Source organism: Massilia rhizosphaerae, from assembly GCF_016093545.1.
Classification (GTDB): Bacteria; Pseudomonadota; Gammaproteobacteria; order Burkholderiales; family Burkholderiaceae_D; genus Telluria; species Telluria rhizosphaerae.
Genome location: NZ_JADKYX010000003.1, coordinates 174228 through 199442, shown reverse-complemented (window position 1 = coordinate 199442; position 25215 = coordinate 174228). Strand labels below are relative to the sequence as shown.

29 protein-coding genes are annotated in these 25215 nt (G+C 65.3%); 12 read left to right on the top strand and 17 right to left on the bottom strand.

From position 1 onward, the window contains the following. Nucleotides 1-29 precede the first annotated feature (29 nt). From ISF28_RS06540 to ISF28_RS06515, 7 genes are all read right to left on the bottom strand, one after another. Entirely contained in the window at nt 30-887 is an 858-nt protein-coding gene (locus ISF28_RS06540) for a cytochrome c oxidase subunit 3 (protein WP_198116353.1), read from the bottom strand. A 90-nt stretch (nt 888-977) separates the two neighbouring features. Further along, complete coding sequence (locus ISF28_RS06535) at nt 978-1199, bottom strand: DUF2970 domain-containing protein (protein WP_198116352.1); 222 nt, start codon at nt 1197-1199, stop codon at nt 978-980. 1 nt (nt 1200) lies between these two features. Then, nucleotides 1201-1776 carry a cytochrome c oxidase assembly protein gene (locus ISF28_RS06530; protein ID WP_198116351.1) on the bottom strand — a complete coding sequence of 192 codons (576 nt, stop codon included), beginning with the start codon at nt 1774-1776 and terminating at the stop codon, nt 1201-1203. A 7-nt stretch (nt 1777-1783) separates the two neighbouring features. Next, a complete protein-coding gene (locus ISF28_RS30375; protein WP_229518913.1) occupies nt 1784-1906 on the bottom strand; it encodes a cytochrome oxidase small assembly protein in 123 nt (40 codons plus the stop codon). Between the two features lie 7 nt (nt 1907-1913). Beyond that, nucleotides 1914-3509 (bottom strand): cytochrome c oxidase subunit I, encoded by a 1596-nt coding sequence (gene ctaD, locus ISF28_RS06525; RefSeq protein ID WP_198116350.1) that lies wholly within the window; start codon nt 3507-3509, stop codon nt 1914-1916. Nucleotides 3510-3583: 74 nt separating this feature from the next. After that, a complete protein-coding gene (gene coxB / locus ISF28_RS06520; protein ID WP_198116349.1) occupies nt 3584-4780 on the bottom strand; it encodes a cytochrome c oxidase subunit II in 1197 nt (398 codons plus the stop codon). A 464-nt stretch (nt 4781-5244) separates the two neighbouring features. Further along, nucleotides 5245-6129 (bottom strand): methyltransferase domain-containing protein, encoded by an 885-nt coding sequence (locus ISF28_RS06515; protein WP_198116348.1) that lies wholly within the window; start codon nt 6127-6129, stop codon nt 5245-5247. Nucleotides 6130-6265: 136 nt separating this feature from the next. Between ISF28_RS06515 and ISF28_RS06510 the strand changes: the two genes are divergently transcribed. Beyond that, nucleotides 6266-6958, top strand: coding sequence for a ComF family protein (locus tag ISF28_RS06510; RefSeq protein WP_370663403.1), 693 nt, complete (start codon nt 6266-6268; stop codon nt 6956-6958). 14 nt (nt 6959-6972) lie between these two features. After that, the gene (gene trmL, locus ISF28_RS06505; RefSeq protein ID WP_198116346.1) at nt 6973-7443 is read left to right on the top strand and encodes a tRNA (uridine(34)/cytosine(34)/5-carboxymethylaminomethyluridine(34)-2'-O)-methyltransferase TrmL; all 471 of its coding nucleotides are present in this window, start codon (nt 6973-6975) and stop codon (nt 7441-7443) included. Nucleotides 7444-7453: 10 nt separating this feature from the next. Here the strand turns inward: trmL and rfaE2 are convergent, their stop codons facing one another. Continuing rightward, the gene (gene rfaE2, locus ISF28_RS06500; protein ID WP_198116345.1) at nt 7454-7933 is read right to left on the bottom strand and encodes a D-glycero-beta-D-manno-heptose 1-phosphate adenylyltransferase; all 480 of its coding nucleotides are present in this window, start codon (nt 7931-7933) and stop codon (nt 7454-7456) included. A gap of 20 nt (nt 7934-7953) precedes the next feature. After that, a complete protein-coding gene (locus ISF28_RS06495; RefSeq protein WP_198116344.1) occupies nt 7954-9144 on the bottom strand; it encodes a PilT/PilU family type 4a pilus ATPase in 1191 nt (396 codons plus the stop codon). 137 nt (nt 9145-9281) lie between these two features. On the opposite strand from ISF28_RS06495, the gene ISF28_RS06490 reads away from it, so the two are divergent. Then, nucleotides 9282-10226: a hydrogen peroxide-inducible genes activator gene (locus tag ISF28_RS06490; protein ID WP_198116343.1), complete on the top strand. Its 945-nt coding sequence runs from the start codon at nt 9282-9284 to the stop codon at nt 10224-10226. On the opposite strand, the gene ISF28_RS06485 is transcribed toward ISF28_RS06490, so the two are convergent. Then, nucleotides 10204-10737: a hypothetical protein gene (locus tag ISF28_RS06485; protein ID WP_198116342.1), complete on the bottom strand. Its 534-nt coding sequence runs from the start codon at nt 10735-10737 to the stop codon at nt 10204-10206. The two genes, ISF28_RS06490 and ISF28_RS06485, sit on opposite strands and share 23 nt — an antisense overlap. A 165-nt stretch (nt 10738-10902) precedes the next feature. Here ISF28_RS06485 and ubiA point away from each other — a divergent pair, with 165 nt between their 5' ends. Further along, nucleotides 10903-11757, top strand: a complete 855-nt coding sequence (gene ubiA, locus ISF28_RS06480; protein WP_198116341.1) for a 4-hydroxybenzoate octaprenyltransferase — start codon at nt 10903-10905, stop codon at nt 11755-11757. On the opposite strand, the gene ISF28_RS06475 is transcribed toward ubiA, so the two are convergent. Continuing rightward, nucleotides 11690-12571, bottom strand: a complete 882-nt coding sequence (locus ISF28_RS06475; protein WP_370663396.1) for an RNA-guided endonuclease InsQ/TnpB family protein — start codon at nt 12569-12571, stop codon at nt 11690-11692. The genes ubiA and ISF28_RS06475 overlap by 68 nt on opposite strands. Nucleotides 12572-13041: 470 nt before the next feature. On the opposite strand from ISF28_RS06475, the gene ISF28_RS06470 reads away from it, so the two are divergent. Genes ISF28_RS06470 through ISF28_RS06460 form a run of 3 tightly spaced genes read left to right on the top strand, consistent with a single transcriptional unit; the run spans nt 13042 to nt 14037 of the window. Further along, complete coding sequence (locus ISF28_RS06470) at nt 13042-13362, top strand: ElaB/YgaM/YqjD family protein (protein WP_036230048.1); 321 nt, start codon at nt 13042-13044, stop codon at nt 13360-13362. Then, the gene (locus ISF28_RS06465) at nt 13359-13751 is read left to right on the top strand and encodes a phage holin family protein (protein ID WP_198116340.1); all 393 of its coding nucleotides are present in this window, start codon (nt 13359-13361) and stop codon (nt 13749-13751) included. Before ISF28_RS06470 ends, ISF28_RS06465 begins: the two co-directional genes overlap by 4 nt. Beyond that, nucleotides 13744-14037, top strand: a complete 294-nt coding sequence (locus tag ISF28_RS06460) for a YqjK family protein (protein WP_198116339.1) — start codon at nt 13744-13746, stop codon at nt 14035-14037. Before ISF28_RS06465 ends, ISF28_RS06460 begins: the two co-directional genes overlap by 8 nt. 19 nt (nt 14038-14056) lie before the next feature. Here ISF28_RS06460 and ISF28_RS06455 read toward each other — a convergent pair whose 3' ends face one another. Continuing rightward, nucleotides 14057-14995 carry a LysR family transcriptional regulator gene (locus tag ISF28_RS06455; protein ID WP_229518912.1) on the bottom strand — a complete coding sequence of 313 codons (939 nt, stop codon included), beginning with the start codon at nt 14993-14995 and terminating at the stop codon, nt 14057-14059. Between the two features lie 62 nt (nt 14996-15057). On the opposite strand from ISF28_RS06455, the gene ISF28_RS06450 reads away from it, so the two are divergent. Continuing rightward, nucleotides 15058-15957 carry an NmrA family NAD(P)-binding protein gene (locus ISF28_RS06450; protein ID WP_198116338.1) on the top strand — a complete coding sequence of 300 codons (900 nt, stop codon included), beginning with the start codon at nt 15058-15060 and terminating at the stop codon, nt 15955-15957. 12 nt (nt 15958-15969) lie between these two features. On the opposite strand, the gene ISF28_RS06445 is transcribed toward ISF28_RS06450, so the two are convergent. Genes ISF28_RS06445 through ISF28_RS06435 form a run of 3 tightly spaced genes read right to left on the bottom strand, consistent with a single transcriptional unit; the run spans nt 15970 to nt 17991 of the window. Then, complete coding sequence (locus tag ISF28_RS06445; protein ID WP_198116337.1) at nt 15970-17319, bottom strand: MBL fold metallo-hydrolase; 1350 nt, start codon at nt 17317-17319, stop codon at nt 15970-15972. Continuing rightward, nucleotides 17320-17547 carry a hypothetical protein gene (locus ISF28_RS06440; protein ID WP_198116336.1) on the bottom strand — a complete coding sequence of 76 codons (228 nt, stop codon included), beginning with the start codon at nt 17545-17547 and terminating at the stop codon, nt 17320-17322. Between the two features lie 45 nt (nt 17548-17592). Then, the gene (locus ISF28_RS06435) at nt 17593-17991 is read right to left on the bottom strand and encodes a VOC family protein (RefSeq protein WP_198116335.1); all 399 of its coding nucleotides are present in this window, start codon (nt 17989-17991) and stop codon (nt 17593-17595) included. A gap of 191 nt (nt 17992-18182) precedes the next feature. Between ISF28_RS06435 and ISF28_RS06430 the strand changes: the two genes are divergently transcribed. Next, nucleotides 18183-19196, top strand: a complete 1014-nt coding sequence (locus ISF28_RS06430; protein WP_198116334.1) for a family 43 glycosylhydrolase — start codon at nt 18183-18185, stop codon at nt 19194-19196. 242 nt (nt 19197-19438) lie between these two features. Then, on the top strand, nt 19439-21172 hold the full coding sequence (locus ISF28_RS06425; RefSeq protein ID WP_198116333.1) for a serine hydrolase: 1734 nt from the start codon (nt 19439-19441) through the stop codon (nt 21170-21172). 18 nt (nt 21173-21190) lie between these two features. On the opposite strand, the gene proC is transcribed toward ISF28_RS06425, so the two are convergent. Then, nucleotides 21191-22009, bottom strand: coding sequence for a pyrroline-5-carboxylate reductase (gene proC / locus ISF28_RS06420; protein WP_198116332.1), 819 nt, complete (start codon nt 22007-22009; stop codon nt 21191-21193). A 15-nt stretch (nt 22010-22024) separates the two neighbouring features. Continuing rightward, the gene (locus ISF28_RS06415; protein ID WP_198116331.1) at nt 22025-22726 is read right to left on the bottom strand and encodes a YggS family pyridoxal phosphate-dependent enzyme; all 702 of its coding nucleotides are present in this window, start codon (nt 22724-22726) and stop codon (nt 22025-22027) included. 62 nt (nt 22727-22788) lie between these two features. Between ISF28_RS06415 and ISF28_RS06410 the strand changes: the two genes are divergently transcribed. Together ISF28_RS06410 and ISF28_RS06405 are read left to right on the top strand one after the other, a co-directional pair. After that, entirely contained in the window at nt 22789-23832 is a 1044-nt protein-coding gene (locus tag ISF28_RS06410; protein ID WP_198116330.1) for a type IV pilus twitching motility protein PilT, read from the top strand. 20 nt (nt 23833-23852) lie between these two features. Then, nucleotides 23853-24989, top strand: a complete 1137-nt coding sequence (locus ISF28_RS06405; protein ID WP_198116329.1) for a PilT/PilU family type 4a pilus ATPase — start codon at nt 23853-23855, stop codon at nt 24987-24989. Nucleotides 24990-25215: the final 226 nt, after the last annotated feature.

Genomic DNA, 25215 nt, shown 5'->3' with positions numbered 1-25215 from the left:
CCCGGCGGTACCGGGGCCGGCGGTCATGTTTACAACCAGTACACGACCACGTACAGGCCCAGCCACACGACGTCGACGAAGTGCCAGTACCACGCGGCACCTTCGAAGGCGAAATGGTGTTCCGGCGTGAAGTGGCCGCGCAACACGCGGTACAGCACGACGGACAGCATGATCGCGCCCATCGTCACGTGGAAGCCGTGGAAGCCCGTGAGCATGAAGAACGTCGAGCCGTAGATGCCCGAGCTCAGCTTCAGGTTCAGTTCGGTGTACGCGTGGTGGTATTCGTACGCCTGGAAGCCCATGAAGGTGGCGCCCAGCAGGATCGTCACGAACAGGAACAGCGCCGTGCGGGCGCGGTGGCCGGCGCGCAGCGCGTGGTGGGCGATGGTCAGGGTCACGCCCGAGCTCAACAGCAGTGCCGTGTTGATGGTCGGGATCGGGAACGGACCCATCGTGGAGAACTGCTCGACGGTGCCGGCCGGGCCGACGTTGCCCCAGTGGCCCGAATAATCCGGCCAGATGATCTTGTGGTCCAGGTCGGACAACCACGGCATCGAGATCGTGCGCGCATAGAACAGCGCGCCGAAGAAGGCGCCGAAGAACATCACCTCGGAAAAGATGAACCAGCTCATCGACCAGCGGTAGGACAGGTCGATGCGCTCGTTGTACTTGCCCGATTCCGACTCGCCGATGGCGTCGCCGAACCAGTTGTACAGCACGATCAGCATCGAGACGATGCCGGCCACGCACACGCCCGGTCCCCAGGCGGCGCCATTGACCCAGCCGGAGGCGCCGGCCATCGTGCACAGCATCGAGAGGCCGGCGGCCAGCGGCCACCTGGAGGGGCCGGGGACGAAATAGTAAGGCGCGGTATGGGGCGAACTCATGTATATCTCCTCAATCAAGCATTGTTTCGAATTCCGGGTTGCTGCGCTTCCCTGCTTTCGTGTTGCTTATAAATGTTTGGCTTCCAGCTTTCAGCCCTTGGCCACGACCATCCGCACCACCAGGATCAGGATCCCGATGAACACCGCCACCCCGATCAGCCCGCCCAGGATCACGTGGATGGGGTTCAGGTTGGCCGCGTCGTGCTCGTAGTCGCGGCGCTTGCGCACGCCGAAGAAGGACCAGAACACGGCCTTCATCGTGGTGCCGAAACTCGCGGGCGGACGGTGTTGCGGATCGTCGTCGTTTGTCATGTCATTTCTGTGCCGTCACGGTGCCGACTTCGAAGAACGTGTACGACAGCGTGATGTCCTTCACTTCGCGCGGCAATTTCGGATCGATGAAGAACACGACCGGCATCTGGCGCGCCTCGTTCGGTTTCAACACCTGCTGCTTGAAACAGAAGCATTCGACCTTCTTGAAGAACGGCGCGGCCGACTGCGGCGCGTAACTCGGGATGGCTTGCGCCGTCACGGTGCGCGCCTGCGTGTTCACGACTTCGTACAGGACGGTCGCCATCTCGCCCGGATGCACGTCGATGCTGCGCTGGACCGGGCGGAAGCGCCACGGTCCCTGGGCGTTGCCGTCCAGGACGATGGTGATCGTGCGCGTCTTGTCCACCTGGGTGTTGGCCGGCGCCACCACGGTGCCGTCCTTTTGCGTGAGCACGTTGAGGCCCAGGACTTCGCACACCTGGCGGTAGATCGGCACCATGGCATAGCCGAAGCCGAACATGAGGGCCGCCACCACCAGCAGCTTGGTGAGCGTCGTCTTGTTCAGCTGCAGGCGGCCGCTTTCCTCGTGGCGGCCCGCATTCGTTTCCGTCGACATGGCGCGCTCAATTCAGCCACAGGTGTTTGACGAACAGCGCCACGAAGAAGAACAGCGCCAGCCCGGCCAGCCACAGGGCCGTGCGCAGGTTGGCCTTCCTCATCTGCTGCGAACGATCGGTGGGGTTCATCGCCGTCTCACTTCACGACCGGCGGGGTCTCGAAGGTGTGGAACGGCGCCGGGCTCGGCACGGTCCACTCGAGGCCTTCCGCGCCTTCCCACGGCTTCGCTTCGGCCTTCTTGCCGCCGCGGATGGTCGGCACCACGACGAAGAGCAGGAAGTACACCTGGGTCAGGCCGAACAGGAACGCGCCGATCGACACGACCTGGTTGAAGTCGGTGAACTGCACGTTGTAGTCGGCATAGCGGCGCGGCATGCCGGCCAGGCCCAGGAAGTGCATCGGGAAGAACGTGACGTTGAACCAGACCAGCGAGTTCCAGAAGTGGATCTTGCCGCGCAGTTCAGGGTACATGTGGCCGGTCCATTTCGGGCTCCAGTAGTAGAAGCCGGCGAACAGGGCGAACAGCGAGCCGGCCACCAGCACGTAGTGGAAGTGGGCGACGACGTAGTACGTGTCCTGCATCTGGATGTCGATCGGCGTGACGGCCAGGATCAGGCCCGTGAAGCCGCCCATCGTGAACACGAAGATGAAGCCGACGGCGAACAGCATCGGGGTCTCGAACGTCATCGAACCGCGCCACATCGTGGCGACCCAGTTGAACACCTTCACGCCGGTCGGCACCGCGATCAGCATGGTGGCGTACATGAAGAACAGCTGGCTCGTCACCGGCATGCCGGTGGTGAACATGTGGTGGGCCCAGACGATGAACGACAGGATCGCGATCGACGCCGTCGCGTACACCATCGACGCGTAGCCGAACAGGGGCTTGCGGGCGAAGGCCGGGATGATCTGCGAGACGATGCCGAACGCCGGCAGGATCATGATGTAGACCTCGGGGTGGCCGAAGAACCAGAAGATGTGCTGGTACATGACCGGGTCGCCGCCGCCGGCGGCGTTGAAGAACGACGTGCCGAAGTGGCGGTCGGTCAGGGTCATCGTGATGGCGCCGGCCAGCACGGGCATCACGGCGATCAGCAGGTAGGCCGTGATCAGCCAGGTCCAGCAGAACATCGGCATCTTCATGAGCGTGAGGCCCGGCGCGCGCATGTTCAGGATGGTGACGATGATGTTGATCGAGCCCATGATCGACGACGCGCCCATGATGTGCAGGGCGAAGATCGCCATGTCCATGCCCGGGCCCATCTGCGTCGACAGCGGCGCGTACAGGGTCCAGCCGGCCGCGGTGGCGCCGCCCGGCACGAAGAACGACGTGGCGAGCAGGAGGGCGGCCGGCGGCAGCAGCCAGAACGAGAAGTTGTTCATGCGCGCGAACGCCATGTCGGATGCGCCGATCTGCAGCGGGATCATCCAGTTGGCGAAGCCGACGAACGCGGGCATGATCGCGCCGAACACCATCACGATGCCGTGCATGGTGGTTAGCTGGTTGAAGAATTCGGGGCGGAAGAACTGCAGGCCGGGCTGGAACAGCTCGGTGCGGATCATCAGCGCCAGCACGCCGCCCGAGAGCAGCATGGTGAACGCGAACCACAGGTACAGCGTACCGATGTCCTTGTGGTTGGTGGCGAAAAGCCAGCGGCGCAGGCCGACCGGGTGGTCGTGCGAATGGTCGTGGCCGTGGTCGTGAGTGTGATCGATCGTGCTGGAAGTCATGTCAGTATCCTAGTCGTGCGGGACAACAAGGGCCGTGTCCCTTGAATCCAAACGCTTGTTGAGCCTTGTCTGCCTTATTTGCCGCGCGCAGCCAGGACCTCGGACGGCTGGACGATGTTCTCCTCCGCCTTGTTGGTCCAGTTGTTGCGGGTAAAGGTGATGACGGAAGCGATCTCGGTATCCGACAATTGCTTCCACGACGGCATCGCCGACGGATACTTGCCGCTGTGCTTGCCGTTCAGCAGCACGGCGATCTGTTCGGCCTTCGGCCCCAGCACGACCGGCGAACCGACCAGCGGAGCGAAGGCACCGGGCACGCCCTGGCCGTTGGCCTGGTGGCACGCCACGCAGTTGGACGCGAAGACTTTTTCGCCCTTCGACTTGAGCTCGTCGAGGGTCCAGACCTTGTTCGGGTCGTCGGCCAGCGCGGCCATGCGTTTCTTCTCGCCGTTGACCCAGGCGGTGTAGTCCTCGTTCGACACGACCTTCACGACGATCGGCATGAACGCGTGTTCCTTGCCGCACAGTTCGACGCAGCTGCCGCGGTAGGTGCCGATCTGCTCGGCCTTGAACCACGTGTCGCGCACGAAGCCGGGGATGGCGTCCTGCTTGACGGCGAAGGCGGGGATGGTCCACGAGTGGATCACGTCGTTGGCGGTCAGCACGAGACGGATCTTTTTATTGACCGGCACGACGACGGGATTGTCGACTTCGAGCAGGTAGTTCTCGGAGCGCTTCTCGGTCGGCGCGACACCCGGTTCGCCCACCTCCGTGCGCGGCGTGGCGAGGTTCGACAGGAACGAGATGCCCTCCCCCTCGCCCTTCAGGTAGTCGTAGCCCCATTTCCACTGCATGCCGGTGACCTTGATGGTGAGGTCGGGGTTCGACGTGTCCTTCATCTGCACGACGGCGTGCGTGGCCGGCAGGGCCATGCCGATGACGATCAGGAACGGTACGATGGTCCAGGCGATTTCGACCGTCGTGGATTCGTGGAAGGTGGCCGGTTTGTGGCCGAGGGACTTGCGGTGCTTGAACACCGAGTAAAACATGACGCCGAACACGGCGATGAAGATGATCAGGCAGACCAGCATCATCCAGTTGTGCAGGCTGTAGATATAGGCCGCGATGCCCGTGACGGGCTGTTGCAGGTTCAGCTGAAGCGCCTCCGGACGGCCCGTCACGACGGGGCCGGGCTCCGCCATTACCGGGATGCTGGCCGCCGCTACCGCGAGACCGAGCATCGACGCTTTGAATCGATTTGCATATGTCATGTTGTCCCCAACCACCTTTAGAAGAGAAATTTCTTGAACGGAAGCGACCCTCCTGGGTGACCATGGAGGAGGCCACGGAAGACAACTTCCGTTCCGAAATCCTTTTTAAACTAAACGCAACCACTTCCCGTCGCGTCGGCGGACGCTTCGGGACTCGACACCGCCCGGCCGGGTACCGTCTGGCACCCTGGATGGACGATGACTTCAATCTTTGCTTGCGGGGGACGCCAGGTACGCTGCCCGACCTCCCCGGGTGATGCTCCAACCTCCAGGTACGCCGACAAACCTCGTCTGTCGGAATACCCTTCGACTCTACGCCTTCATGAGAAATTTTTTAGCGCTTTTTTTGATCCAGTCGAGAAAAGTGACTTGATTATACTGAAATCGGTAATTTTTATTCAAGGAAAATTACCGCGATCGACGACCTGCTGCATACGGAACGCGGCGGCCCGGTACGACGGCGTTCAACGGGGCTTCGGCGGCTGGAACCGGATGATTGCCTCGCCTGCGGCCGTCGTTTTCGGCGCGGGCCGGAATGCGTGGCCGTAAATGATCTCGAACGTCAATCCCAGCTTGCCGTCCGCCCGGCGTCCCGCCTCCAGCGCGTCGCGCATGCGCTGCCACGCCGCCCGGCCGACGAGGCCGCGGCGGCGCGTGACCAGCGGGTTGCCGCCGAAGGCGCGCACGTCGGCCAGCAATTTGTCCGCGCTGTCGTACGTGACCGTGATCTGTTCCATGTCCATGACGGGCGTCGTGAACCCCGCTTCCACGAGCTGGTCGCCGAAATCGTGCATGTCGACGAAAGGCAGCGTGTGCGGGGTCTCGTCCATTGCCGCGAACGCGGCACGCAGTTCGCGGAACGTGTCCGGCCCGAAGGTCGAGAACATCAGCAAGCCATCCACGCGCAACACGCGGCGCCACTCGGCGAACACGTGGTCGGGCTGGGGATGCCAGTGCAATGCCAGGTTCGACCAGACCAGGTCGAGCGAGTTCGGCCCGAACGGCAGGTTACCGAAGTCCGCGCAAACGAGATCGATGCCGGCTTTGGCCGGGAGCAAACGACTGAGCAGGGAACGGGGCGCCTGCGTGGCGGCCCCGGCCGCGGCGAGCATGGCCGGGACGGCATCCAGGCCCAGCACTTGCGCGGCCGGATAGCGCTTCTGCAGCTCGGCGACGTCGGCGCCCGTGCCGCAGCCGGCATCCAGCACCTGGCGCGGCGCCGTCTTGACGAGTGTCAGGCGGTCGAACATGCGGCTGGCGATTTCGCGCCGCAGGAAATCGGACGGGGCGACCCGGCCGGGGTCGGAAAACAGCTGGCGCACGCGGATCGGATCGATCGGGGCACTCATCTTGGAGGGAGCTTGGGGCGAAACCATGGTCGACTGCGGGTGAATGGGATAATGGCGGGAGTGTACATGATGGGTAGAAATCACGATGACGTCGCCTTATCCATCTCTGCGACATTGGCCACGAGCATTGTTGCGCGTGCTGATGCCGTCCATCTGCGCCCTGTGCGGGGGCGGGTGCGACGACGTCGTGTGCGCGGCGTGCCGGGAGGCCTATGCGCGACCGCGGCAGGCGCGTTGCGGGCGCTGCGCCAATCCTCTCCCTCTGTCGGCCGAGAGCGTCGCGGCCCCGGCCTGCGGCGCGTGCCTGGCGTTCCCACCCGCCTTCGACGCCACCGTCGCCGCCGTCGACTACGCGATTCCGCTCGACCAGCTCGTTCTTCAATTAAAATTCGGCGCCCGCCTCGCGCTCGCGCCCTGGTTCGCGCGCCGGATCCGCGACGCCGCGCTGGCCACGGCCGCCCTGCCGCTGCCCGACCTGCTGTGCCCCGTGCCGCTGGGGCCCAACCGGCTCGTCGAGCGCGGCTTCAACCAGGCGCTGGAAATCGCGCGGCCACTGGCGGCGGCACTCGGGGTAGCATGTCATCCGGCGCTGGCGCTGCGCACGCTCGACACGAGAGCCCAGTCCGGCGTGGCCCCCAGCGTGCGCGCGGACAACGTGCGCGGCGCGTTCGCGGTGGCGGACCCGGACCTCGTCGAGGGACGCCATGTGGGCCTCGTCGACGACGTCATGACGAGCGGCCACACCCTGGGCGAGCTGGCCGCCACGTTCAAGCGCTTCGGCGCGGCGCGCGTGACCAATTTCGTGTTCGCGCGCACGCCGCCCCATTAATCTAGGAGAGTCATTTGTTTCACGTCGTACTGGTCGAACCCGAGATCCCGCCCAACACGGGCAACGTCATCCGCCTGTGCGCGAACACGGGGGCGCAGCTGCACCTGATCGAGCCGCTCGGCTTTCCGCTGGACGACGCCAAGATGCGCCGCGCCGGCCTCGACTACCACGATTACGCCACGATGAAGGTGCACAAGAACTGGGACGCTTTCCTGGCCGACGCCAGGCCCGATCCGGCCCGGATGTTCGCCATGACGACGCACGGCTCGTCGCCGTTTGCGAGCGCCGCATTCCGTCCCGGCGACGTGTTCGTGTTCGGCGCCGAATCGCGCGGCCTCGACCCGGCCTTGCGCGAATCGTTCCCGCCGGCCCAGCGCATCCGCCTGCCGATGATGCCCGACAACCGCAGCCTGAACCTGTCGAACACGGTGGCCGTCGTCGTCTACGAGGCGTGGCGCCAGAACGGGTTCGCGGGCGGGGTGTGACTGTGAAGGGTCAGCCGAACTGGCGGATCTTCGCGACGAGCTTCGTCGTCGAGCGGTCGTGCGCGAAATCGATGGCGACGGCCTTGCCGCCGTAGGCGATCACGGCCTTCCCTTCCGGGATCTCGCTCATGACGTAGTCGCCGCCCTTCGCGTAGATGCCGGGGCGGGCTTCCTGCACCACTTCCAGCGCCGTGTCCTCGTCGAATTCCACGACGAGGCTGACGGATTCCAGCGCGGCCAGCACGGCCATGCGGTCGGCCAGCGTATTCAGGGGGCGGTCGTCGCCTTTGCCCAGGCGTTTCACGGAGGCGTCCGTGTTGACGGCGACGACGAGCGACGCGCCCAGTTCGCGGGCCTGGGCCAGGTAAGTGACGTGGCCGCGGTGCAGGATGTCGAACACGCCGTTCGTCAACACGACGGGTTGCGGCAGGTCGGCGATGCGTTGCGGCAGGGTGGCGCGGGTGCAGAGTTTTTGTTCGAAGTGTGGCATGGCGTGCATTCTAACCCGCGCTAACCCGCGGCCGGCGGTTCCTCTTCCGGCTCCTCGATCAGCATCGACAGCTCGGCCGGTTTCGCCGCGGCGCCGCCCTCCCCCGGCGCCTTCCGCTCGCCCGACAGCTTGATCTGCAGGCGCAGGCCGTTCGCGGAATCGGCGTTGCGGATCGCTTCGTCGTAGCTGATATAGCCCTTGTTGTAGAGCTCGAACAACGCCTGGTCGAACGTGCACATGCCCAGTTCGCGCGACTTCTGCATGATCTCCTTGATGCTCTGAAAATTGCCTTTCAGGATCATCTCGCCAATGGTCGGCGTGTTCAGCAGGATCTCGATGGCGGCCTTGCGGCCCTTGCCGTCTTCGGTGCGGACGAGGCGCTGCGACACGATGGCGCGCAGGTTCGACGACAGGTCCATCAGCAACTGGTTGCGCCGCTCTTCCGGGAAGAAGTTGATGATGCGGTCCATCGTCTGGTTCGCATTGTTCGCGTGCAGCGTCCCCAGGCATAGGTGGCCCGTCTCGGCGAACGCGATCGCGTGTTCCATCGTTTCCGTGTCGCGGATCTCGCCGATGAGGATCACGTCCGGCGCCTGGCGCAGCGTATTCTTCAGCGCGTTGTGCCAGGACAGCGTGTCGACGCCGACCTCGCGGTGCGTGATGAGGCAGCTCTTGTTCTTGTGGACGTATTCGACGGGGTCCTCGACCGTGATGATGTGGCCGGCCGAGTTGCTGTTGCGGTAATCGATCATCGCCGCCAGCGTCGTCGACTTGCCGGACCCCGTGCCGCCGACGACGAGCACGAGGCCCCGCTTCGTCATCACGACGTCCTTCAACACCTCGGGCAAGTCGAGTTTTTCGAAGTTCGGGATTTCCGACGCAATCGTACGCACGACCATGCCCACGCTCTGCTGCTGCACGAACACGTTGACGCGAAAACGACACACGCCGGGCAGGGAGATGGCGAAATTGCACTCCATCTCCGCCTCGAACTCGGCGCGTTGCCGCTCATTCATCAGGGACAGGGCCAGTGCGCGCGTGACCTCGCCCGTCAGGCGCTGGTTGCTCAGGGGCTTCATGGCGCCCTGATGCTTCATGCTCGGCGGGAAATCGGCCGAGATGAACAAGTCGGAGCCGCCCTGGTGATTCATCACCGTGAGCAGCTTGTGCATATAGGCCTGGGCTTCCGCCGGGCCGAAGGTCGAAGACATGGGATGCCTCTTTATTAACGCTCGGCAACATCGCCAGCCCGGCCATTATATCCATGGCTTTACCGGTAAAATAGTGCCAGACTGCTTAAAACCTAGGCAAACGTGTCTCCCAGAACACGGCAGGCAAGAAAGATCCCATGACACTGACCGAACTGAAATACATCGTCGCCGTCGCGCGCGCCCGCCACTTCGGGCATGCGGCCGAAGCCTGTTTCGTCGCCCAGCCCACGCTGTCCGTCGCCATCAAGAAGCTCGAAGACGAACTCGGCGTGACGCTGTTCGAACGGGGCGGCTCGGAAGTGTCCGTCACGCCGCTGGGGGCGCAGATCGTCGCGCAGGCCGAGCGCGTGCTCGAGCAGACGGCCGCCATCAAGGAACTGGCCAAGCAGAACAAGGACCCGCTGGCGGGCCCGCTGCGCCTGGGCGTGATCTACACGGTCGGCCCGTACCTGTTGCCGCCGCTCGTGAAAAACCTGATCGAGCACGTGCCGCAGATGCCGCTGGTGTTGCAGGAAAACTTCACGGTCAAGCTGCTCGACATGCTGCGCCAGGGCGAGCTGGACGCCGCCATCATGGCCCTGCCGCTGCCGGAACACGGCATGGCCGTGCAGCCGCTGTACGACGAACCGTTCGTCGTCGCCATGCCGAAGCACCACCCGTGGACCACCCGCACGGACATCGCGGCGGAAGACCTCAAGAGCGAGACGATGCTGCTGCTGGGCACGGGGCACTGCTTCCGCGACCAGGTGCTGGAAGTCTGCCCGGAGATGGCGCGCTTCTCGTCCTCGCCGGGCAATGGCATGCAGCGCACGTTCGAAGGGTCGTCGCTGGAAACGATCCGCCACATGGTCGCGAGCGGCATCGGTCTGACCGTGCTGCCGCGCGCGTCGGTGCCGGACATGAAGGATCCGAACGGCATGCTGACCTTCGTCCCGTTCAAGGATCCGGCGCCGTCGCGCCGCATCGTGATCGTGTGGCGCAAGAGTTTTACGCGCCGGGCCGCCATCGATGCCGTCGTCAAGGCCGTGGCCGATTGCGGACTGCCCGGCGTCGACATGGTCACGCTCCAGGCCGAGGCCTGACGCGCGCCTGGACGGCCGGGCCGGCCGGCGCCGCGCCGATCGGCGCAGCCAGCCGCATGCCGAAGTCCCGGCACGGCCCGGGATGCCCGCCATGGCGCCCGTCGAAGACGTCGGCCAGTTCCACGCCGCGGCGCGGCAATTCGCTCATCGGCGCGCAGCGGACCGCGTCCCACGTCGCGCCGGCCTGCCTGAATTCGACGGCGCGCACGGCATAGGTACGTCCGCCCTGTTCCACGGCGACGAGGGCGGTGTCGCCGTTCACGACGCCGAGCGCGAAGCGGCGCATCGGCATGTTGTCGGCGCCCAACTCGCCTTCGTTGAAATCCTCGCCCCGGTCCGCGATGCCGTCCGCGCCGAGTCCCACGCCCAGCAGGGCCTGGATGCCGGCGGGAAGTTCGCGCAGCGACTGCGCTTCCGTCCACCCTTCCTGCTCCTCCTGCCCGCCGGCGTGCGCGCACGTACAACAACCGAGTCCGATTCCGGCCAGCACCACCATGGTTGCGAACTGCATACGAGATCTCCTTAGTCGAAAGCGGCAGCGTAAATCGCGCCCGCCTCCCATGCCTTGTGCATCGTCGACGCAGGCGCGATCGGTTCCCGCGATCGGCGCCGTACCGCCGGGCGCGCCCCGACAGGCTACAATCCTGACCTTGCAGATATTCAATCACCACGCACAATGAACAAGCTGGCGCTCTATTTCCGCCTGGTCCGGGCCCACAAGCCGATCGGCATCCTGCTGCTGCTGTGGCCCACGCTGTGGGCGTTATGGATGGCCTCTGGCGGCCATCCGGACCCGCGGGTCCTCGCCATCTTCGTCGTCGGCACGGCGCTGATGCGGTCCGCCGGCTGCGCGATCAACGACTACGCCGACCGCGACTTCGACCGCCACGTCAAGCGCACGGTCGACCGTCCGCTCACGAGCGGGCGCATCAAGGGCTGGGAAGCGCTGATGGTGGCGGCCGTGCTGGCGCTCGTCTCGTTCCTCCTGATCCTGCCGCTCAACACGCTGACGAAGGAGCTGTCCGTCGTGGCCGTGATCGTGGCCGGCAGCTACCCGTATTTCAAGCGCTTCTTCGCGATCCCGCAGGCCTACCTCGGCATCGCGTTCGGCTTCGGCATCCCGATGGCGTTCGCCGCCGTGCAGGACCGCGTGCCGGCCGTCGCATGGTGGCTGCTGGCCGCGAACGTGTTCTGGTCGGTGGCGTACGACACGGAATACGCGATGGTCGACCGCGACGACGACCTCAGGATCGGCATCCGCACGTCGGCCATCACGTTCGGCCGCTACGACGTATTCGCCATCATGGTGTGCTACGCGGCGGCGCTCGGCATCGACCTCGCCTGCGGCTGGATGCTGGGCCTACGCGGGTGGTTCGTGGCCGGCATCGCGGTGGCGGCCGGGATGGCGGCCTGGCACTACACGCTGATCCGCGGCCGCGACCGCATGAAATGCTTTGCCGCCTTCAACCATAACAACTGGTTGGGTGCGGCCGTGTTTGCTGGCGTCGCGCTAGACTATGCATTAGGTTGACGTCCTCCCCGCCCCAAAGGACGAGGATTCCTGCTTCCAGGCGACGACGTCCCGCCGCGGCGATGTTCTTGCCGGAGTTGACATCGCGATGGTGTTTCGCGCCGCAATCCGGACAGGTCCATTCCCTTATTCGCAACTCTTTCAGCCCGCCAGGGCCGCTGCGTGCACCGCATGCAGAACAGGTCACGGTTGAAAACGCTTCATTGACCTCATCGAACCAGTTGCCAGCGTCATCGCTCTTGTACCGCACCTGGGTTCGGAACTGCGACCAGCCGGCGTCCAGCACGGATTTTGCCATCCGTGTCTTAGCGAGGGCTGATGCGTTCACATTGCCAATGAAAATCGCCGCGTAGCTGTGAACCAGCTTGCGGCTGAGTTTGTGGTGAAAATCCTTGCGGCGATTGGCGATCTTCGCATGGATCGCCTTCACCCGGGCTTTCTTGTTTGCACGCTGGGCAATGCCAAGCTTCTCTTCCAGCGCGCGATACACCTGCTGCGTCTCGATCACGGCGCCATCGCTGGTGGCAGCGAAATCCTTCAGACCCAGGTCGACGCCAACCGTGTCATTGAACAGTTGCAGTTGCTGCATCGGCTTGACCTTGGGCGTGGCGCAGATATTGATGTACCAGCGGCCGCGGGAATCCTCGGCAAGGTTGCCAGCCCCAAGCTCGTAGCCGCCGAGTCCATGGCTGTCCCAGAGTCCAAGCGGCGTATCGATGCCCGACATCCATAGCCGGCCATTACGGTACTGAGCGCCGAGGCCTTGAACGGGATCCAGCCGAGCAATCGCCGTGCGCCGGTAGACTTCCTCCACCGCAGCTTTACCTTGCCAGCCTGCTTGCGCCGGATGGCGTATTCTTCGGAGATTGCCCGGATGGTCTGGGAGTGGAGCGGAATGCCGGCTTTGCTGGCGCCCTTCGTGTACTTGGCGAAGTCATACCCGGACAGGAATTTTCTCTCGCGCTCCCAGACCTTGTACGAAAGCTCGTTTGAATAGTTCCAGACTTGATTGACCCAGTAGGCTTTTTCGCACAGAATGCGCGCGTGCTTGTCCTTCAGCCTTAGCCGAAGCACGCGCACCGCCTTCCGTTCCGTTGACTTGCCCATCGTCTTGCGCAACCGGATACTGTATGGATGAACAGTTTATCAGCGGTGGCAAGAAAAGCAAGGGACGCGTTGCCTCCCCGCGCTTATATCCCCGCCCTGAAGGAAGGGGTTTTACGCGCTGCCAGATAGTATTGTTCGTAACATAATCGAAACATCAGATAACGAGAGGTTCAACCCATGATGGAAAAAATCCCGACCCAGACCGGTGCCCGCGACCAGTTGCTGTCCGACCTGAAGACCGTCATCCAGGACGCGGAAGCCTGGCTGCGCCACAGCGGCCACCTGACCGGCGAAGAGTTCAAGGCCGCCAAGGTGAAGTTCGAGCGCACCCTGGTCAAGGCCAAGGAAGACATCGTCCGCCTGGAAGAAGCCGCCGTCGAAAAAGCCAAGGTCGCCGCCAAGGCCACCGACGAATACGTGAAGGAAAACCCATGGAAGGCCGTCGGCCTCGGCACCGCCGTCGGCGTCGTGATCGGCATGCTGATCGCCCGTAAATGACGTTCCTCGCGACGGCGGGACGCATCGCGGCGACGCTCGTCGCCATGGCCGGCACGCGCCTGGAACTGGCCGCCGTCGAATTCCAGGAAGACGCACGCCGCCTGCTGGGCCACCTCGCGTGGACCCTGCTGGCCGTGTTCCTGGCGGCCGGCGCCCTGCTGCTGGCCGCGCTGTTCGTCATCGCCCTCTTCTGGGACACCTACCGCCTGCAGGCCGTCGGCGGCATGGCCGTCCTGTTCGGCGCGGCGGCCGCCATCATCCTCATGAAGGTACGCGCCAGCATGAACGCGGAGGCGCCGCTGCTGTCGTCCACGCTGGCCGAGCTGCGCAACGACATCGACTATCTGCGTCACGCGGCGGCGCATCGCACGGGAGCGGCCGATGAATAAGTCCAACTTCGCCGCGCGCCGCGCCGCGCTGATCGAGCAATGCGCCGAGCAGCGCGTGGGCCTGGCCTACGAGCTGGACGCGCTGCGGCCATCCAGGGCCCTGGCCGGGCTGCCGCTGGCCGGCGTCGTCGCCGCCAACCGCAAGGTCGTGCTGGGCGCGGCCGGCGCCGCGCTGGGGCTCGTCCTCATGCGCCGCAAGCGCCTGGCCGGCCTGGCCACGTCAGCGCTGTCCGTGTGGAAGATGGCGCGCGGCGCGCTCGGCGTCGTGGCGCAGCTGCGGCGCTGAAGCGGAGCGCCGGCCGGCTTCACCCGGCCGGTTCGAACGCCGCGACGACGTCCACCAACTGTTGCCTGACCCACGCATGGGCAGGGTCGCCCTGGAAGCGCTCGTGCCAGATCATGGCCGGCGCCAACGGCGCGACCTGCAGCGGCAAGTCCAAAAGCACGATCGGCAGCTTGTCCGCCAGCCGGCGCGCCAGGTGGCTCGGCAAGGTGAGCATCATGTCGCTGTCGGCCACCAGCATCGCGCCGGCAATGAAGTGGGGCACGCGCAGCGCGACGCGGCGGGTGAGCCCCAGTGCCGACAACGCGGTGTCGACCGCACTCTCCCCCAGGCCGGAAATCGTCACGGCGACGTGGCGCAGGCTCACATACCGTTCCAGGCCGAGGCCCGCCGCCACGCAGGGATGGCCGGCCCGCGCGATGCACACGTAGCGATCGGTGTACAGGCCGCGCCGATAGAGGCTGCCCGGCAGGTCCGCGAAGATGCCCAACGCGAGATCCACCAGCCCCTGCTCGACGAGCCGCACGTTGTCCCCGGCGGGTTGCGCGATGTGGAGGCTGAGCGCCGGCGCCTGTCGCTCGAGGCGGGCGACCAGGCCGGCCAGGACCACGAGGCTCAGGTGGTCATGCGCGGCGATCGTGATGCGCCCCGTCGCCGAGGCCGGATCGAAGATGGCCGGCGCCACGAGGCCGCGGGCATCGTCCAGCAGCCGTGCCACCGGCCCCACCAGCGCTTCGCCGCGCGGCGTCAACTCCAGCCCGAGCTTGCCGCGCACGACGAGGCGGTCGCCCAGCATGTTGCGCAGCCGTCCCAGCGCGCGGCTGGCGGCCGGCTGGCTCAAGCCCAGGCGCAGGCCCGCCTGGGTGACGCTGCGCTCGCGCACGAGTGCCTCGAACAGTTTCAACAGATTGAGGTCGACGGCAGACAAATCCACTTGACGCATGTTGGCTATGACTTTCATGTCATTGATGCATGTCCGCCAATGATGCACGCTTCTCCTTCAACTTGACAGGAGATTTTGCCATGACTGCTTCCTCGCCTCTCCCCTACGTCGTGTTCGGCGTGACCGGCCGCACCGGCGCCGCCGCGGCCGATACATTGTTGCGCGCCGGCCGCCCCGTGCGCGTCGTCGTGCGCGACCCGACCCAGGGCCGCCCGTGGGCCGCACGCGGCGCCGACGTCGCCGTCGCCGACCTCACCGATCCGGACGCGATGACCAGCGCGCTCGGCCGCGCCCGCGGCGCCTACGTCGTCTGTCCGCAGCACTACGGGCGCGACGACCTGTTCGAGCACGCCGGCTTGATTGCATCCACGACGGCGCGCGCGGCGGTCGCGGCTCAGGTGCCCAAGCTCGTCGCGCTGTCCTCGGTGGGCGCCGATCGCACGAGCGGGACGGGATGGATCGGGATGAACCGGACGTTCGAGCAGCGCCTGGAAGACACGGGCATTCCCGCCACCTTCCTGCGCGCGGCCTATTTCATGGAGAACTGGACGCCGCTGGTCGGCCACGCCGTGCAGAGCGGCACCTTGCCGTCGTTCCTGGCGCCGGCGCGGCGTCCCATCCCGATGGTGGCGACGGCGGACGTCGGCAGCGCCGCGGCCGCGTTGCTGCAGGACGCATGGACAGGGAACCGCATCGTCACGCTTTCCGGCCCCAGGGGTTACACCCCGAACGACGTCGCGGCCATCGTCGCGGCCACGGTCGGACGCCCCGTCGACGTGGCCGTCGTGCCGGAAGCGGCGTGGCCGGACGCGCTGGCGGATGCCGGTTTCTCGCCGGCCGCGCTGGCCGGTTTCACGGAAATGACGCGCGGCCTCAACGGCCCGCACATCGACATGAAGAGCGATCCCTGCGCGGTCGAACGGGCCGGCACGACGCCGCTGGAGCACGTCATCGCCGGCCTCGCGCGGCGCACGTCCTGAACTGAACGTCGTTCAGTCCGCAAGGCCCTGCAGGCGCCGCAACTGCGCCCGCTGGTAGGCGCCGAAGCCTTCGCTGAACAGGCAGCGGATCAGTGGGTCGTCCACCACGTCGGCCTCCGCCAGCTCGCGTTCCGTGGCGGCGTCGAACACGGCATCGTTGATCCGCATGTACATCGACGTCAGCGACTCGCCCAGCGCCAACGCCGCGTACAGCTTGATGGCGGGGATGTCGGTGGTCCAGCCCAGCGGGCCGCCGTCGTCGCCGACGCGTGCCGCGCCGCCCGGTTCCAGCCGGTAGCGGAAGCACGTGACCGCGCCCGCGTGATCGTAGAGCGACAATTGCCACACGCGGGGCTCGTCGAAATAGTCGCCGGCCGCATCGAGGTCCGCGTAGACGTCCGCCAGGCCGGTGCGGCAGTAGTCCAGCACGCGCGTCCATTGGGCGTCCGTCAGCGCCGGAAAATGGCGCGCGATCTCGCTCGTGGGCGGCGCATCGGCATTGCCGGCATAGCCGTAGTCGACGTCCTGCGGGCCGACGGGGATCACCCAGTCGAGCGGCGGCGCCGGATGCAGCCCGTCGGCATCGAGCCGCATCGACACCGACGGATCCATGCGCATCACCCGCGCCTGCGGCAGCGCCGCCTCGACTTCCTGCGCGAACCGCGCATACGAAATCGGGAAGAACGCGCGGTTGTACCACGACCACGGCTCGAGCGCGAACTGGCAGGAGCTCGGCACGACGTGGCGCGGCGCCAGCGCGCGCAGCTGGGTCAACCAGTCTTCCGGCAACGCGGGCGGCGCGGGCGCGGCGCGCGACGGGGCCAGCACTTCGATTTCGCGCATGGTCTGGAACGGCCACAAAACCAGGTCCCACGGCTTCTGCGCGACCAGCCGCGCGAGCGCTGCGTCGTCGATCCAGGAATCGACCACGTTCAGCACGTTCAGCCCGGCGGCGCGGATCTGGAACATCGAATCGACGTCCGCATCCATCGCTTCGCGCGGCACGACGTGGAACGGGCCGACGTCCACCGGCTCGTCCAGGCGCAGCGCGTGCACGCGCGTGAAGCCGAGCTGGCGCACCATGTCGAACAGCTCGTCAAACAGGCAGTAGAGGTACAGCGGCGTGGCGCGGTCCAGCAGGTCCAGGCTCTCGAGCGAGCAGTGGTCGTCGTGGAAGTGCGAGATGAACACCGCGTCGAAGCGCTGCTGCCGGATCCGCGCCGCGTCGAACCGCACGTCAGGGAAGGCGTGGCAGTTGCGGCTGAACGGGTTTTCGAAGATGGTATCGAAGGCGATGCGCGTACCGTCGCACTCGAACACATAGCCCGCGTGCAGGATGCGCGAGACCGTCAGCGCGGCCATTCAGTCCAGCCGCTTGAGCCGCTGGCCCAGGATGCCCCAGCGGCAATCGGCGCCGTCCAGCCGGGCGCACAGCGCCCAGCCGGTGCCGATCTTCTCGACCGTGACGTCGGTCTCGATTTCCTTGGCCAGCTTCTCGGCCCAGCCGCGCGCGGCCCCCTGGCCCTTGAACAGCTCCTTGCCGTCGTAGATGACGGTGGCGTCGAATACGGGCATGGCGAATACGGTCATGGCGTCCTCCTTGTTGCGGACCGCTATCCTACCATTCCGGCCGCATCAGGCCTGGGGCGCCATCCAGACAAGGTTCCACAGGTGGCCGTCGAGATCCTCGAACCCCTGGTCGTACATGATGTCGTGGTCTTCCGGCGGATGCGGGATGCGGGCGCCGGCCGCGGTGGCCTTGGCGATCAGGCTGTCCACTTCGTCCCGGCTCTCGCAGCTCAGGCAGATGATGACTTCGTTGGCCTCCTTGGCGTGCACGACGGGCTTGTTCGTGAACGAGTTGAAAAAGGCTTCCGTCATCAGCATGACGTGGAGCGTGCCGTCGACGACGTCCATGAACGCCGAACTCTCGTTGCTGAACGCCGGGTTGAAGCCGAAGCCGAGCGCGGCGAAGAAGGCTTTCGATTTGTCCAGGTCCTTGACCGGCAGGTTGAAGATGATCTGCTTGTTCATGATGTCCTCGTGTCGAATGTTGGTTGGGATGACGGGTCCTGCATTCTGACGACGATCGACGGCGCGCGGATTCGACACGCGCGCGAAAAAAAATTTGCGGTAGGCCAGCCATTTTTGTTATCGATATCTCAAACTTGCTATGATCTCGGAACAAATCATTGCGCCGACGTGCGAAACCCACTGGAGACCCTATGAAATCCATCCTCACTACCCTGGCCATTGCGGTGCCGCTGGCCCTGTCGAGCTGGGCATATGCCGCCGACACGGCGCCCAAACCACTGTACCGCGACCCGGTGTTCGACGGCGCGGCGGACGTATCCATCGTGTACGACCGCGCCGCCAAACTGTGGAAGATGTTTTATACGAATCGCCGGGCAACCCTGAAGCTGCCCGATCCGAAAGACGTCGCATGGGTTCACGGCACGGCCATCGGGATCGCCGCGTCCCCGGACGGCGTGCATTGGCGCTACCAGGGCACGGCCGATTTTCCCAAGGCGTGCACGGACGTGACGTCCTGGGCGCCCGAGATCCTGTACGAAAACGGCACGTACCACATGTGGCTGACGGTCGTGCCGGGCATCTTCCACCGGTGGGGCGGCCCCGGGGCGGACGGCCGCATCGTGCACCTGACCAGCACCGACCTGTCCAAATGGGAGTGCGAGAGCACCGTCAAGCTGGACACCGGCCGCATGATCGACCCGACCGTCATCAAGATCGGACCGGGCTACCGCATGTGGTACAAGGACGAGCGCGCCGGCAGCCGCATCCTCGCCGCCGACAGCCGGGACCTGCGCACGTGGAAGAAGACGAGCGACGAACCGGTCAATCCCACCCATGGCGAGGGACCGAAGGTGTTCCGCTTCAAGGGGTATTACTGGATGGTCGTCGACGTGTGGAAGGGCCTGATGGTGCTGCGGTCCGACGATGCGACCCACTGGACGGAGCAGCCAGGCTACATCCTGGGCGAACCGGGCCACCATGCGACCGACCGCGCCAAGGGACAGCACGCGGACGTCGTCGTCGATGGCGACCGCGCATTCATCTACTATTTCGTCCACCAGGGAAACGAGCCCGAAGCGGCCACGGACCCACGTTGGAACCAGCGCACGGTCATCCAGGTGGCGGAGCTGGTGTTCAAGGACGGCTGGCTCGGCGCCGATCGCGACAAGGATGTCGCGTTCCGGCTGGCGCCGCCGTCGCCCTGACGCTCGGGCGTCGCGGCCAGCGCGATCCGCGGCTGCCTGCCGCAAGCGGTCTGGCCGACGGCGCGCATGATGCTGTCGGCCGCACGCACATACCGATGCATGGAACATATAGCTTCCTTTTGATGGAAAAATAATTTCCACAAAATGGAAGCAACGGGTTCAATATCTGCCATACTGACAACTGTCGGGTGAGCCGACGCGAAGTCCCATGACGAATCGCTGAATTACGTACGGGAGACCCCATGCATCGAATCGTGTTATTCGCGGCCGCGCTGGCCATCTTGCCGCAGGCGGAAACGGCCGCTGCGGCCACGGCGGTCACCTCGCACCCATCCCCGTCGCCGGAACGGCAGATCGATGCGCTGTTCGCCAACTGGAACCGCCCGGACACGCCGGGCGCCGTGGTCGAGGTGATCCGCGACGGCAAGGTCCTGTTCACGAAAAGTTATGGCATGGCCGACATCGAGCGCCGCATGCCCATGTCGCCCGCCACCGAATTCTTCATCGGCTCGATGTCCAAGCAGTTCACCGCGTTTGCCATTCACCTGCTGGCGCAGGCCGGCAAGCTGTCGCTCGACGACGACATCCACAAATACCTGCCGGAAGTGCCCGACTTCGGCAAGACCATCACCATCCGCCATCTGCTGCACCACACCAGCGGTCTGCGCGACTACCTGTCGATGGTAGAGATGGCCGGCTTGCGTATCGACGACGTCATCACCGAGGACATGGCCCTGGCCCTCGTCAAGCGCCAACGCGCGCTCAACTTCGACCCCGGCCAGGAATGGGACTACTGCAACACCGGTTACATGCTGCTCGCGCAGATCGTGAAACGCGTGTCCGGCAAACCGCTGCCCGAGTTTGCGCGCGAACGCATCTTCGAACCGCTCGGCATGAAGCACACGCTGTTCCAGCATGGCTACGGCAATCTGGTGTCCGGACGCGCGTCATCGTACCAACCCGCCGACGGCGGCGGCTATCGATACGTGTCCGTCGACATTTCCACGGTCGGCGACGGCGGCGTGTTGACGACGGCGGGCGACCTGGCCCTATGGGACCGCAATTTCTACGATGGGCGCGTCGGCGGCATGGACGTGGTCAGGCAGATGCAGGCAACCGGCGTGTTCAATGACGGCAAACCGAACGACTACGCATCGGGCCTGTTCGTCTACACTTACCGTGGCTTGCGGCTGGTCGAGCATAGCGGCATGATCAGCGGCTACGGCGCCTTGCTGTCGCGCTTCCCGGACCAGCATTTGTCGGTCGTGGTGCTCGCCAACGCGTCCGACGTGAACATCTACGAGGCCGTCAGGCGCATCGCCGACATGTATCTCGACAACGTACCCGGCGCGGAACCGGCCGCGCCCGCGGTGCCCGCCAAGGTGTTCAAGGAAATCGCTCTCGATCCGGCGCAGCTGGACGCGCTGGTCGGCTATTACGCCCTGTCCCCGCAAGCGGGCATCGTCTTCACCAAGGAGGACGGCCGGTTGATGGCGATGGGCGTTGGGCAGCCCAGGATCCGGGCATTCGCCTACGGCAAACGGGATTTCTTCGCCAGGGCGACCGACGCGCAGTTCACTTTCGACGCACCCGGCAAGGACGGCGTGGTCGCGGGCGGCGTCCTGCACCGGGGCGGGCGCGACTTGCCGGCGAAGCGTGGCCCGCGTCCGATACCGCGCGGGGACGAGTTGAAGCGTCTCGAAGGCGAATTCTATAGCGACGAGTTGCACGTGCTGTACACGGTCGACGGCAAGGACGGCGACGTCGTGCTGACCTACCCGGGCGGCACGGTCGTACTCGGCTTTAACGGCGCGGGCCCCTATGAGACCGGCTTCGGCACCATCCAATACCAGTGCAATGCGCAGGATGGCTGCACCGGTTTCACGCTGGGCACCGCAAGAGCGCGCAACCTGAAGTTCACCCGGGTCGACCTGGCGGCAAAGCCGGTGACCGCGGCAGGTTCAGGCCGACCGTGACGCAAGGCGCGCCGGCCCTCAGGCGTCGCGCCCCATTTCGTCGCCCAGCTCGCGCCCGCGCGCGGCGGCCGCCTTCATCGCCGCGACGATCGCCTGCTTGACGCCGGCGGCCTCCATGCTGGTGATGGCCGCGTGCGTCGTGCCGCCCTTCGACGTCACGCGCTGGCGCAGCACGTCGACCGGTTCGCTGGACTCCGCCGCCAGCTGGGCCGCGCCCGTGAACGTGGCCAGCGCGAGCGCCTTGCCCTGCTCCGCGGACAGGCCCAGTTCGACGGCCGCCTGTTCCATCGCCTCGAGGAAGTAGAACACATAGGCCGGACCGCTGCCCGACACCGCCGTCACCGGATCGATCAGGCTCTCTTCGTCGAGCCACACGGTCTGGCCGACTGCGCGCATGATGCTGTCGGCGGCGTCCTTTTGCGCAGCGCCGACGCCGGCCATCGCCACCATCCCCGTGATGCCCTGGCCAATCAATGCCGGCGTGTTCGGCATCGTGCGCACGATGGCGCCGTAGCCGCCGAGCCAGCGCGACAGGTCGGCGCCGCGGATGCCGGCCGCGATCGACAACAGCAGCGGCTGGTTCGCCAACTGCGATTGCAGGTGGACCGCGACGTCGCGCATCTGCTGCGGCTTCACGGCGAGCACGATGACGTCGCTGGCGGCGACGGCCGCGCCGATGTCGGGCGACGTCGTCACGCCGTACTGCGTGCGCAGGCGCTCGAGCGCTTCCGCGTTCGGATCGACGACGTGGATGTCCGCGGCTTGCGCGACCTTGCCGGCCAGGCCGGCGATGAGGGCGGTGGCCATGTTGCCGCCGCCGATGAAACTGATCTTCATGCGTATCCTTGATGGTTATTCGTAGTGGCGCGCGCCGAAGATCGCGCTGCCGATGCGTACGATGGTCGCGCCTTCGAGCACGGCCGATTCCAGGTCGCCCGACATGCCCATCGACAGCGTGTCGAGCTGGATGCCGGCGCGGCCGAGGTCCTGCGCGAGCGCGCGCAGGCGCGCGAACGGGGCGCGCTGCAGGGCCGGATCGGCCTGCGGCTCCGGGATCGCCATCAGCCCGCGCAGGCGCAGGTTCGGCAGCTGGACGACGGCCCTGGCCAGGCCCTCCAGCTCCTCCGGCTTCACGCCACTTTTGGTGGCTTCGCCGCTGATGTTCACTTGCAGGCAGATGTCGAGCGGGCCCAGTTCTGGCGGGCGCTGCTCGGACAGGCGCTGCGCGATCTTCAGGCGATCGACCGTGTGCACCCACTGGAAGCTGGACGCGATGGGGCGCGTCTTGTTGCTCTGGATTGGTCCTATGAAATGCCACTCCAACACCGCGTGCGGTCGCGCTTTTGCCACAGCGGCGATCTTGTCGACGCCTTCCTGCACATAGTTTTCGCCGAACGCGCGCTGGCCCGCATCGATCGCTTCCAGCACGGCGTCCGCGGGAAACGTCTTTGAAACCGCCAGCAACTGGACCGTGGAACGGGGGCGTTGCGCGGCCTCGCAGGCGGCCTGGATTGTCGCTTCGACAGCTTGCAAGTTGGCTGCGATTGTGGACATAATGGTTTTCTACAGGAAATATTTTTCGGTTAGACACGTGCTGCAAAGCCCAAGGATTATAAATGGACATTTCGGAACTCTTGGCCTTCTCCGTAAAGAACAAAGCCTCGGACCTGCACCTGTCGGCCGGCCTGCCGCCGATGATCCGCGTGCACGGCGACGTGCGCCGCATCAACCTGCCGCCGCTGGAGCACAAGGACGTGCACGGCATGATCTATGACATCATGAACGACGGCCAGCGCAAGCAGTACGAAGAGATGCTGGAGTGCGACTTCTCGTTCGCGATCCCCGGCCTCGCGCGCTTCCGCGTCAACGCCTACAACCAGGAACGCGGCGCCGCCGCCGTGATGCGGACGATCCCGTCGAAGATCCTCTCGCTGGAAGAGCTGAACGCGCCGAAGATCTTCACCGAACTGGCGATGAAGCCGCGCGGCCTCGTGCTGGTGACGGGTCCGACCGGCTCCGGCAAGTCGACGACGCTCGCCGCGATGATCAACCACCTGAACGAAAACGAATACGGCCACATCCTCACCATCGAGGACCCGATCGAGTTCGTGCACGAATCGAAGAAGTGCCTGATCAACCAGCGCGAAGTGGGCCCGCACACGCTGTCCTTCAACAACGCGCTGCGCTCGGCGCTGCGCGAAGACCCGGACGCGATCCTCGTCGGCGAGCTGCGCGACCTGGAGACGATCCGCCTGGCGCTGTCCGCCGCCGAGACGGGCCACCTCGTGTTCGGCACGCTGCACACGTCGTCGGCCGCGAAGACGATCGACCGTATCGTCGACGTGTTCCCCGCCGAGGAAAAGGAGATGGTGCGCGCGATGCTGTCGGAATCGCTGCAGGCCGTGATCTCGCAGACGCTGTTGAAGACCAAGGACGGTTCCGGCCGCGTGGCCGCGCACGAGATCATGATCGGCACGCCGGCGATCCGCAACCTGATCCGCGAAGCGAAGATCGCGCAGATGTATTCGTCGATCCAGACCGGTTCCAACGTCGGCATGCAGACGCTGGACCAGAACCTGACGGACCTCGTGCGCCGCAACGTGATCTCGCCCGCAGCCGCGCGCGCCGCCGCCAAGATCCCGGAAAACTTCCCCGGCTAATCCTCGAAAAGACCACGACGATGGAACGCGACCAGGCCTCCAAATTCATGTTCGACCTGCTGCGCCTGATGGTCAGCAAGGGCGGTTCCGACCTGTTCATCACGTCCGGCTTCCCGCCCGCGATGAAGATCGACGGGCGCATGACGCCCGTCTCGAGCCAGGCCCTGACGGCCTCGCACACGTCCGACCTCGCGCGCGCCATCATGAACGACAAGCAGGCGGCCGGCTTCGAGCTGACGAAGGAAGCCAACTTCGCCATCAGCCCGGGCGACCTGGGACGCTTCCGCGTCTCCGCCTTCATGCAGATGGGCGCCGTGGGCATGGTGCTGCGCGTGATCACGACGACGATCCCGAAGTTCGAGGACCTCGACCTGCCGGAAGTGCTGAAGGATGTGATCATGACCAAGCGCGGCCTCGTGATCATGGTCGGCGCCACGGGCTCCGGCAAATCGACGACGCTCGCGACGATGGTCGGCTACCGCAACGAGAACAGCCACGGCCACATCATCACGATCGAAGACCCGGTCGAATTCGTCCACCCGCACAAGAACTGCGTGATCACGCAGCGCGAGGTCGGCGTCGACACGGACAGCTTCGAGGCCGCGCTGAAGAACTCCCTGCGCCAGGCGCCGGACGTGATCCAGATCGGCGAGATCCGCGACCGCGACACGATGGAACACGCGATCGCGTTCGCCGAGACGGGCCACCTGTGCCTGGCCACCCTGCACGCCAACAGCTCGAACCAGGCGCTGGACCGCATCATCAACTTCTTCCCGGAAGAGCGCCGCCAGCAGCTCCTGATGGACTTGTCGCTGAACCTGAAGGGCCTGATCTCACAACGCCTGATTCCGAAGAAGGAAGCGAAGGGCCGCGTGGTGGCGATGGAGATCATGCTGAATTCGCCGCTGATCTCGGACCTGATCTTCAAGGGCGAAGTCCACGAGATCAAGGAGATCATGAAGAAGTCGCGCGAGCTGGGCATGCAGACCTTCGACCAGGCCCTGTTCGACCTGTACGAGGCCGACAAGATCACCTACGAGGACGCGCTGCGCAACGCGGACTCCGTGAACGACCTGCGTCTCAACATCAAGCTCAACAGCAAGCACGCGAAGAACCGCGATTTCTCGGCGGGCACGGAATCGCTCGGTCTCGTTTGATCTCCAATGCGTGGCAGCCGAACAACAACAACCTCCCCGTCGTTGTCACGCAACCACGTTCAAAATCCAAAGTTTGCGCAATCTCAACACGATATCGATTGCATAAATCTCTGAGCGCGAACGATGTTAGCGCTGTCAATGTCAAAATCGATATCGCACTCCGGGAAAAAATCATTGGATTGTTCTGGCTACTCGTCCATAAGATGGTAACCAGTGCCAGGCATAA

Excerpts from the sequence above, each read along its gene's own strand:
- ISF28_RS06495 (WP_198116344.1), bottom strand. The coding sequence starts at position 9,144 with ATGTCTTCGACCTTCGGCCCGGCGGAAGCCCAGGCCTATATGCACAAG.
- ISF28_RS06490 (WP_198116343.1), top strand. The coding sequence starts at position 9,282 with ATGACACTGACCGAACTGAAATACATCGTCGCCGTCGCGCGCGCCCGC.
- ISF28_RS06530 (WP_198116351.1), bottom strand. The coding sequence starts at position 1,776 with ATGTCGACGGAAACGAATGCGGGCCGCCACGAGGAAAGCGGCCGCCTG.
- proC (WP_198116332.1), bottom strand. The coding sequence starts at position 22,009 with ATGAAGATCAGTTTCATCGGCGGCGGCAACATGGCCACCGCCCTCATC.
- ISF28_RS06410 (WP_198116330.1), top strand. The coding sequence starts at position 22,789 with ATGGACATTTCGGAACTCTTGGCCTTCTCCGTAAAGAACAAAGCCTCG.
- ISF28_RS06455 (WP_229518912.1), bottom strand. The coding sequence starts at position 14,995 with ATGAAAGTCATAGCCAACATGCGTCAAGTGGATTTGTCTGCCGTCGAC.
- ISF28_RS06430 (WP_198116334.1), top strand. The coding sequence starts at position 18,183 with ATGAAATCCATCCTCACTACCCTGGCCATTGCGGTGCCGCTGGCCCTG.
- ISF28_RS06540 (WP_198116353.1), bottom strand. The coding sequence starts at position 887 with ATGAGTTCGCCCCATACCGCGCCTTACTATTTCGTCCCCGGCCCCTCC.
- ISF28_RS06485 (WP_198116342.1), bottom strand. The coding sequence starts at position 10,737 with ATGCAGTTCGCAACCATGGTGGTGCTGGCCGGAATCGGACTCGGTTGT.
- ISF28_RS06445 (WP_198116337.1), bottom strand. The coding sequence starts at position 17,319 with ATGGCCGCGCTGACGGTCTCGCGCATCCTGCACGCGGGCTATGTGTTC.
- ISF28_RS06515 (WP_198116348.1), bottom strand. The coding sequence starts at position 6,129 with ATGAGTGCCCCGATCGATCCGATCCGCGTGCGCCAGCTGTTTTCCGAC.
- ISF28_RS06440 (WP_198116336.1), bottom strand. The coding sequence starts at position 17,547 with ATGACCGTATTCGCCATGCCCGTATTCGACGCCACCGTCATCTACGAC.
- coxB (WP_198116349.1), bottom strand. The coding sequence starts at position 4,780 with ATGACATATGCAAATCGATTCAAAGCGTCGATGCTCGGTCTCGCGGTA.
- ISF28_RS06535 (WP_198116352.1), bottom strand. The coding sequence starts at position 1,199 with ATGACAAACGACGACGATCCGCAACACCGTCCGCCCGCGAGTTTCGGC.
- ISF28_RS06415 (WP_198116331.1), bottom strand. The coding sequence starts at position 22,726 with ATGTCCACAATCGCAGCCAACTTGCAAGCTGTCGAAGCGACAATCCAG.
- ISF28_RS06450 (WP_198116338.1), top strand. The coding sequence starts at position 15,058 with ATGACTGCTTCCTCGCCTCTCCCCTACGTCGTGTTCGGCGTGACCGGC.
- ISF28_RS06435 (WP_198116335.1), bottom strand. The coding sequence starts at position 17,991 with ATGAACAAGCAGATCATCTTCAACCTGCCGGTCAAGGACCTGGACAAA.
- ubiA (WP_198116341.1), top strand. The coding sequence starts at position 10,903 with ATGAACAAGCTGGCGCTCTATTTCCGCCTGGTCCGGGCCCACAAGCCG.
- ctaD (WP_198116350.1), bottom strand. The coding sequence starts at position 3,509 with ATGACTTCCAGCACGATCGATCACACTCACGACCACGGCCACGACCAT.
- ISF28_RS06465 (WP_198116340.1), top strand. The coding sequence starts at position 13,359 with ATGACGTTCCTCGCGACGGCGGGACGCATCGCGGCGACGCTCGTCGCC.
- ISF28_RS06470 (WP_036230048.1), top strand. The coding sequence starts at position 13,042 with ATGATGGAAAAAATCCCGACCCAGACCGGTGCCCGCGACCAGTTGCTG.
- ISF28_RS30375 (WP_229518913.1), bottom strand. The coding sequence starts at position 1,906 with ATGAACCCCACCGATCGTTCGCAGCAGATGAGGAAGGCCAACCTGCGC.
- ISF28_RS06425 (WP_198116333.1), top strand. The coding sequence starts at position 19,439 with ATGCATCGAATCGTGTTATTCGCGGCCGCGCTGGCCATCTTGCCGCAG.
- rfaE2 (WP_198116345.1), bottom strand. The coding sequence starts at position 7,933 with ATGCCACACTTCGAACAAAAACTCTGCACCCGCGCCACCCTGCCGCAA.
- ISF28_RS06405 (WP_198116329.1), top strand. The coding sequence starts at position 23,853 with ATGGAACGCGACCAGGCCTCCAAATTCATGTTCGACCTGCTGCGCCTG.
- ISF28_RS06460 (WP_198116339.1), top strand. The coding sequence starts at position 13,744 with ATGAATAAGTCCAACTTCGCCGCGCGCCGCGCCGCGCTGATCGAGCAA.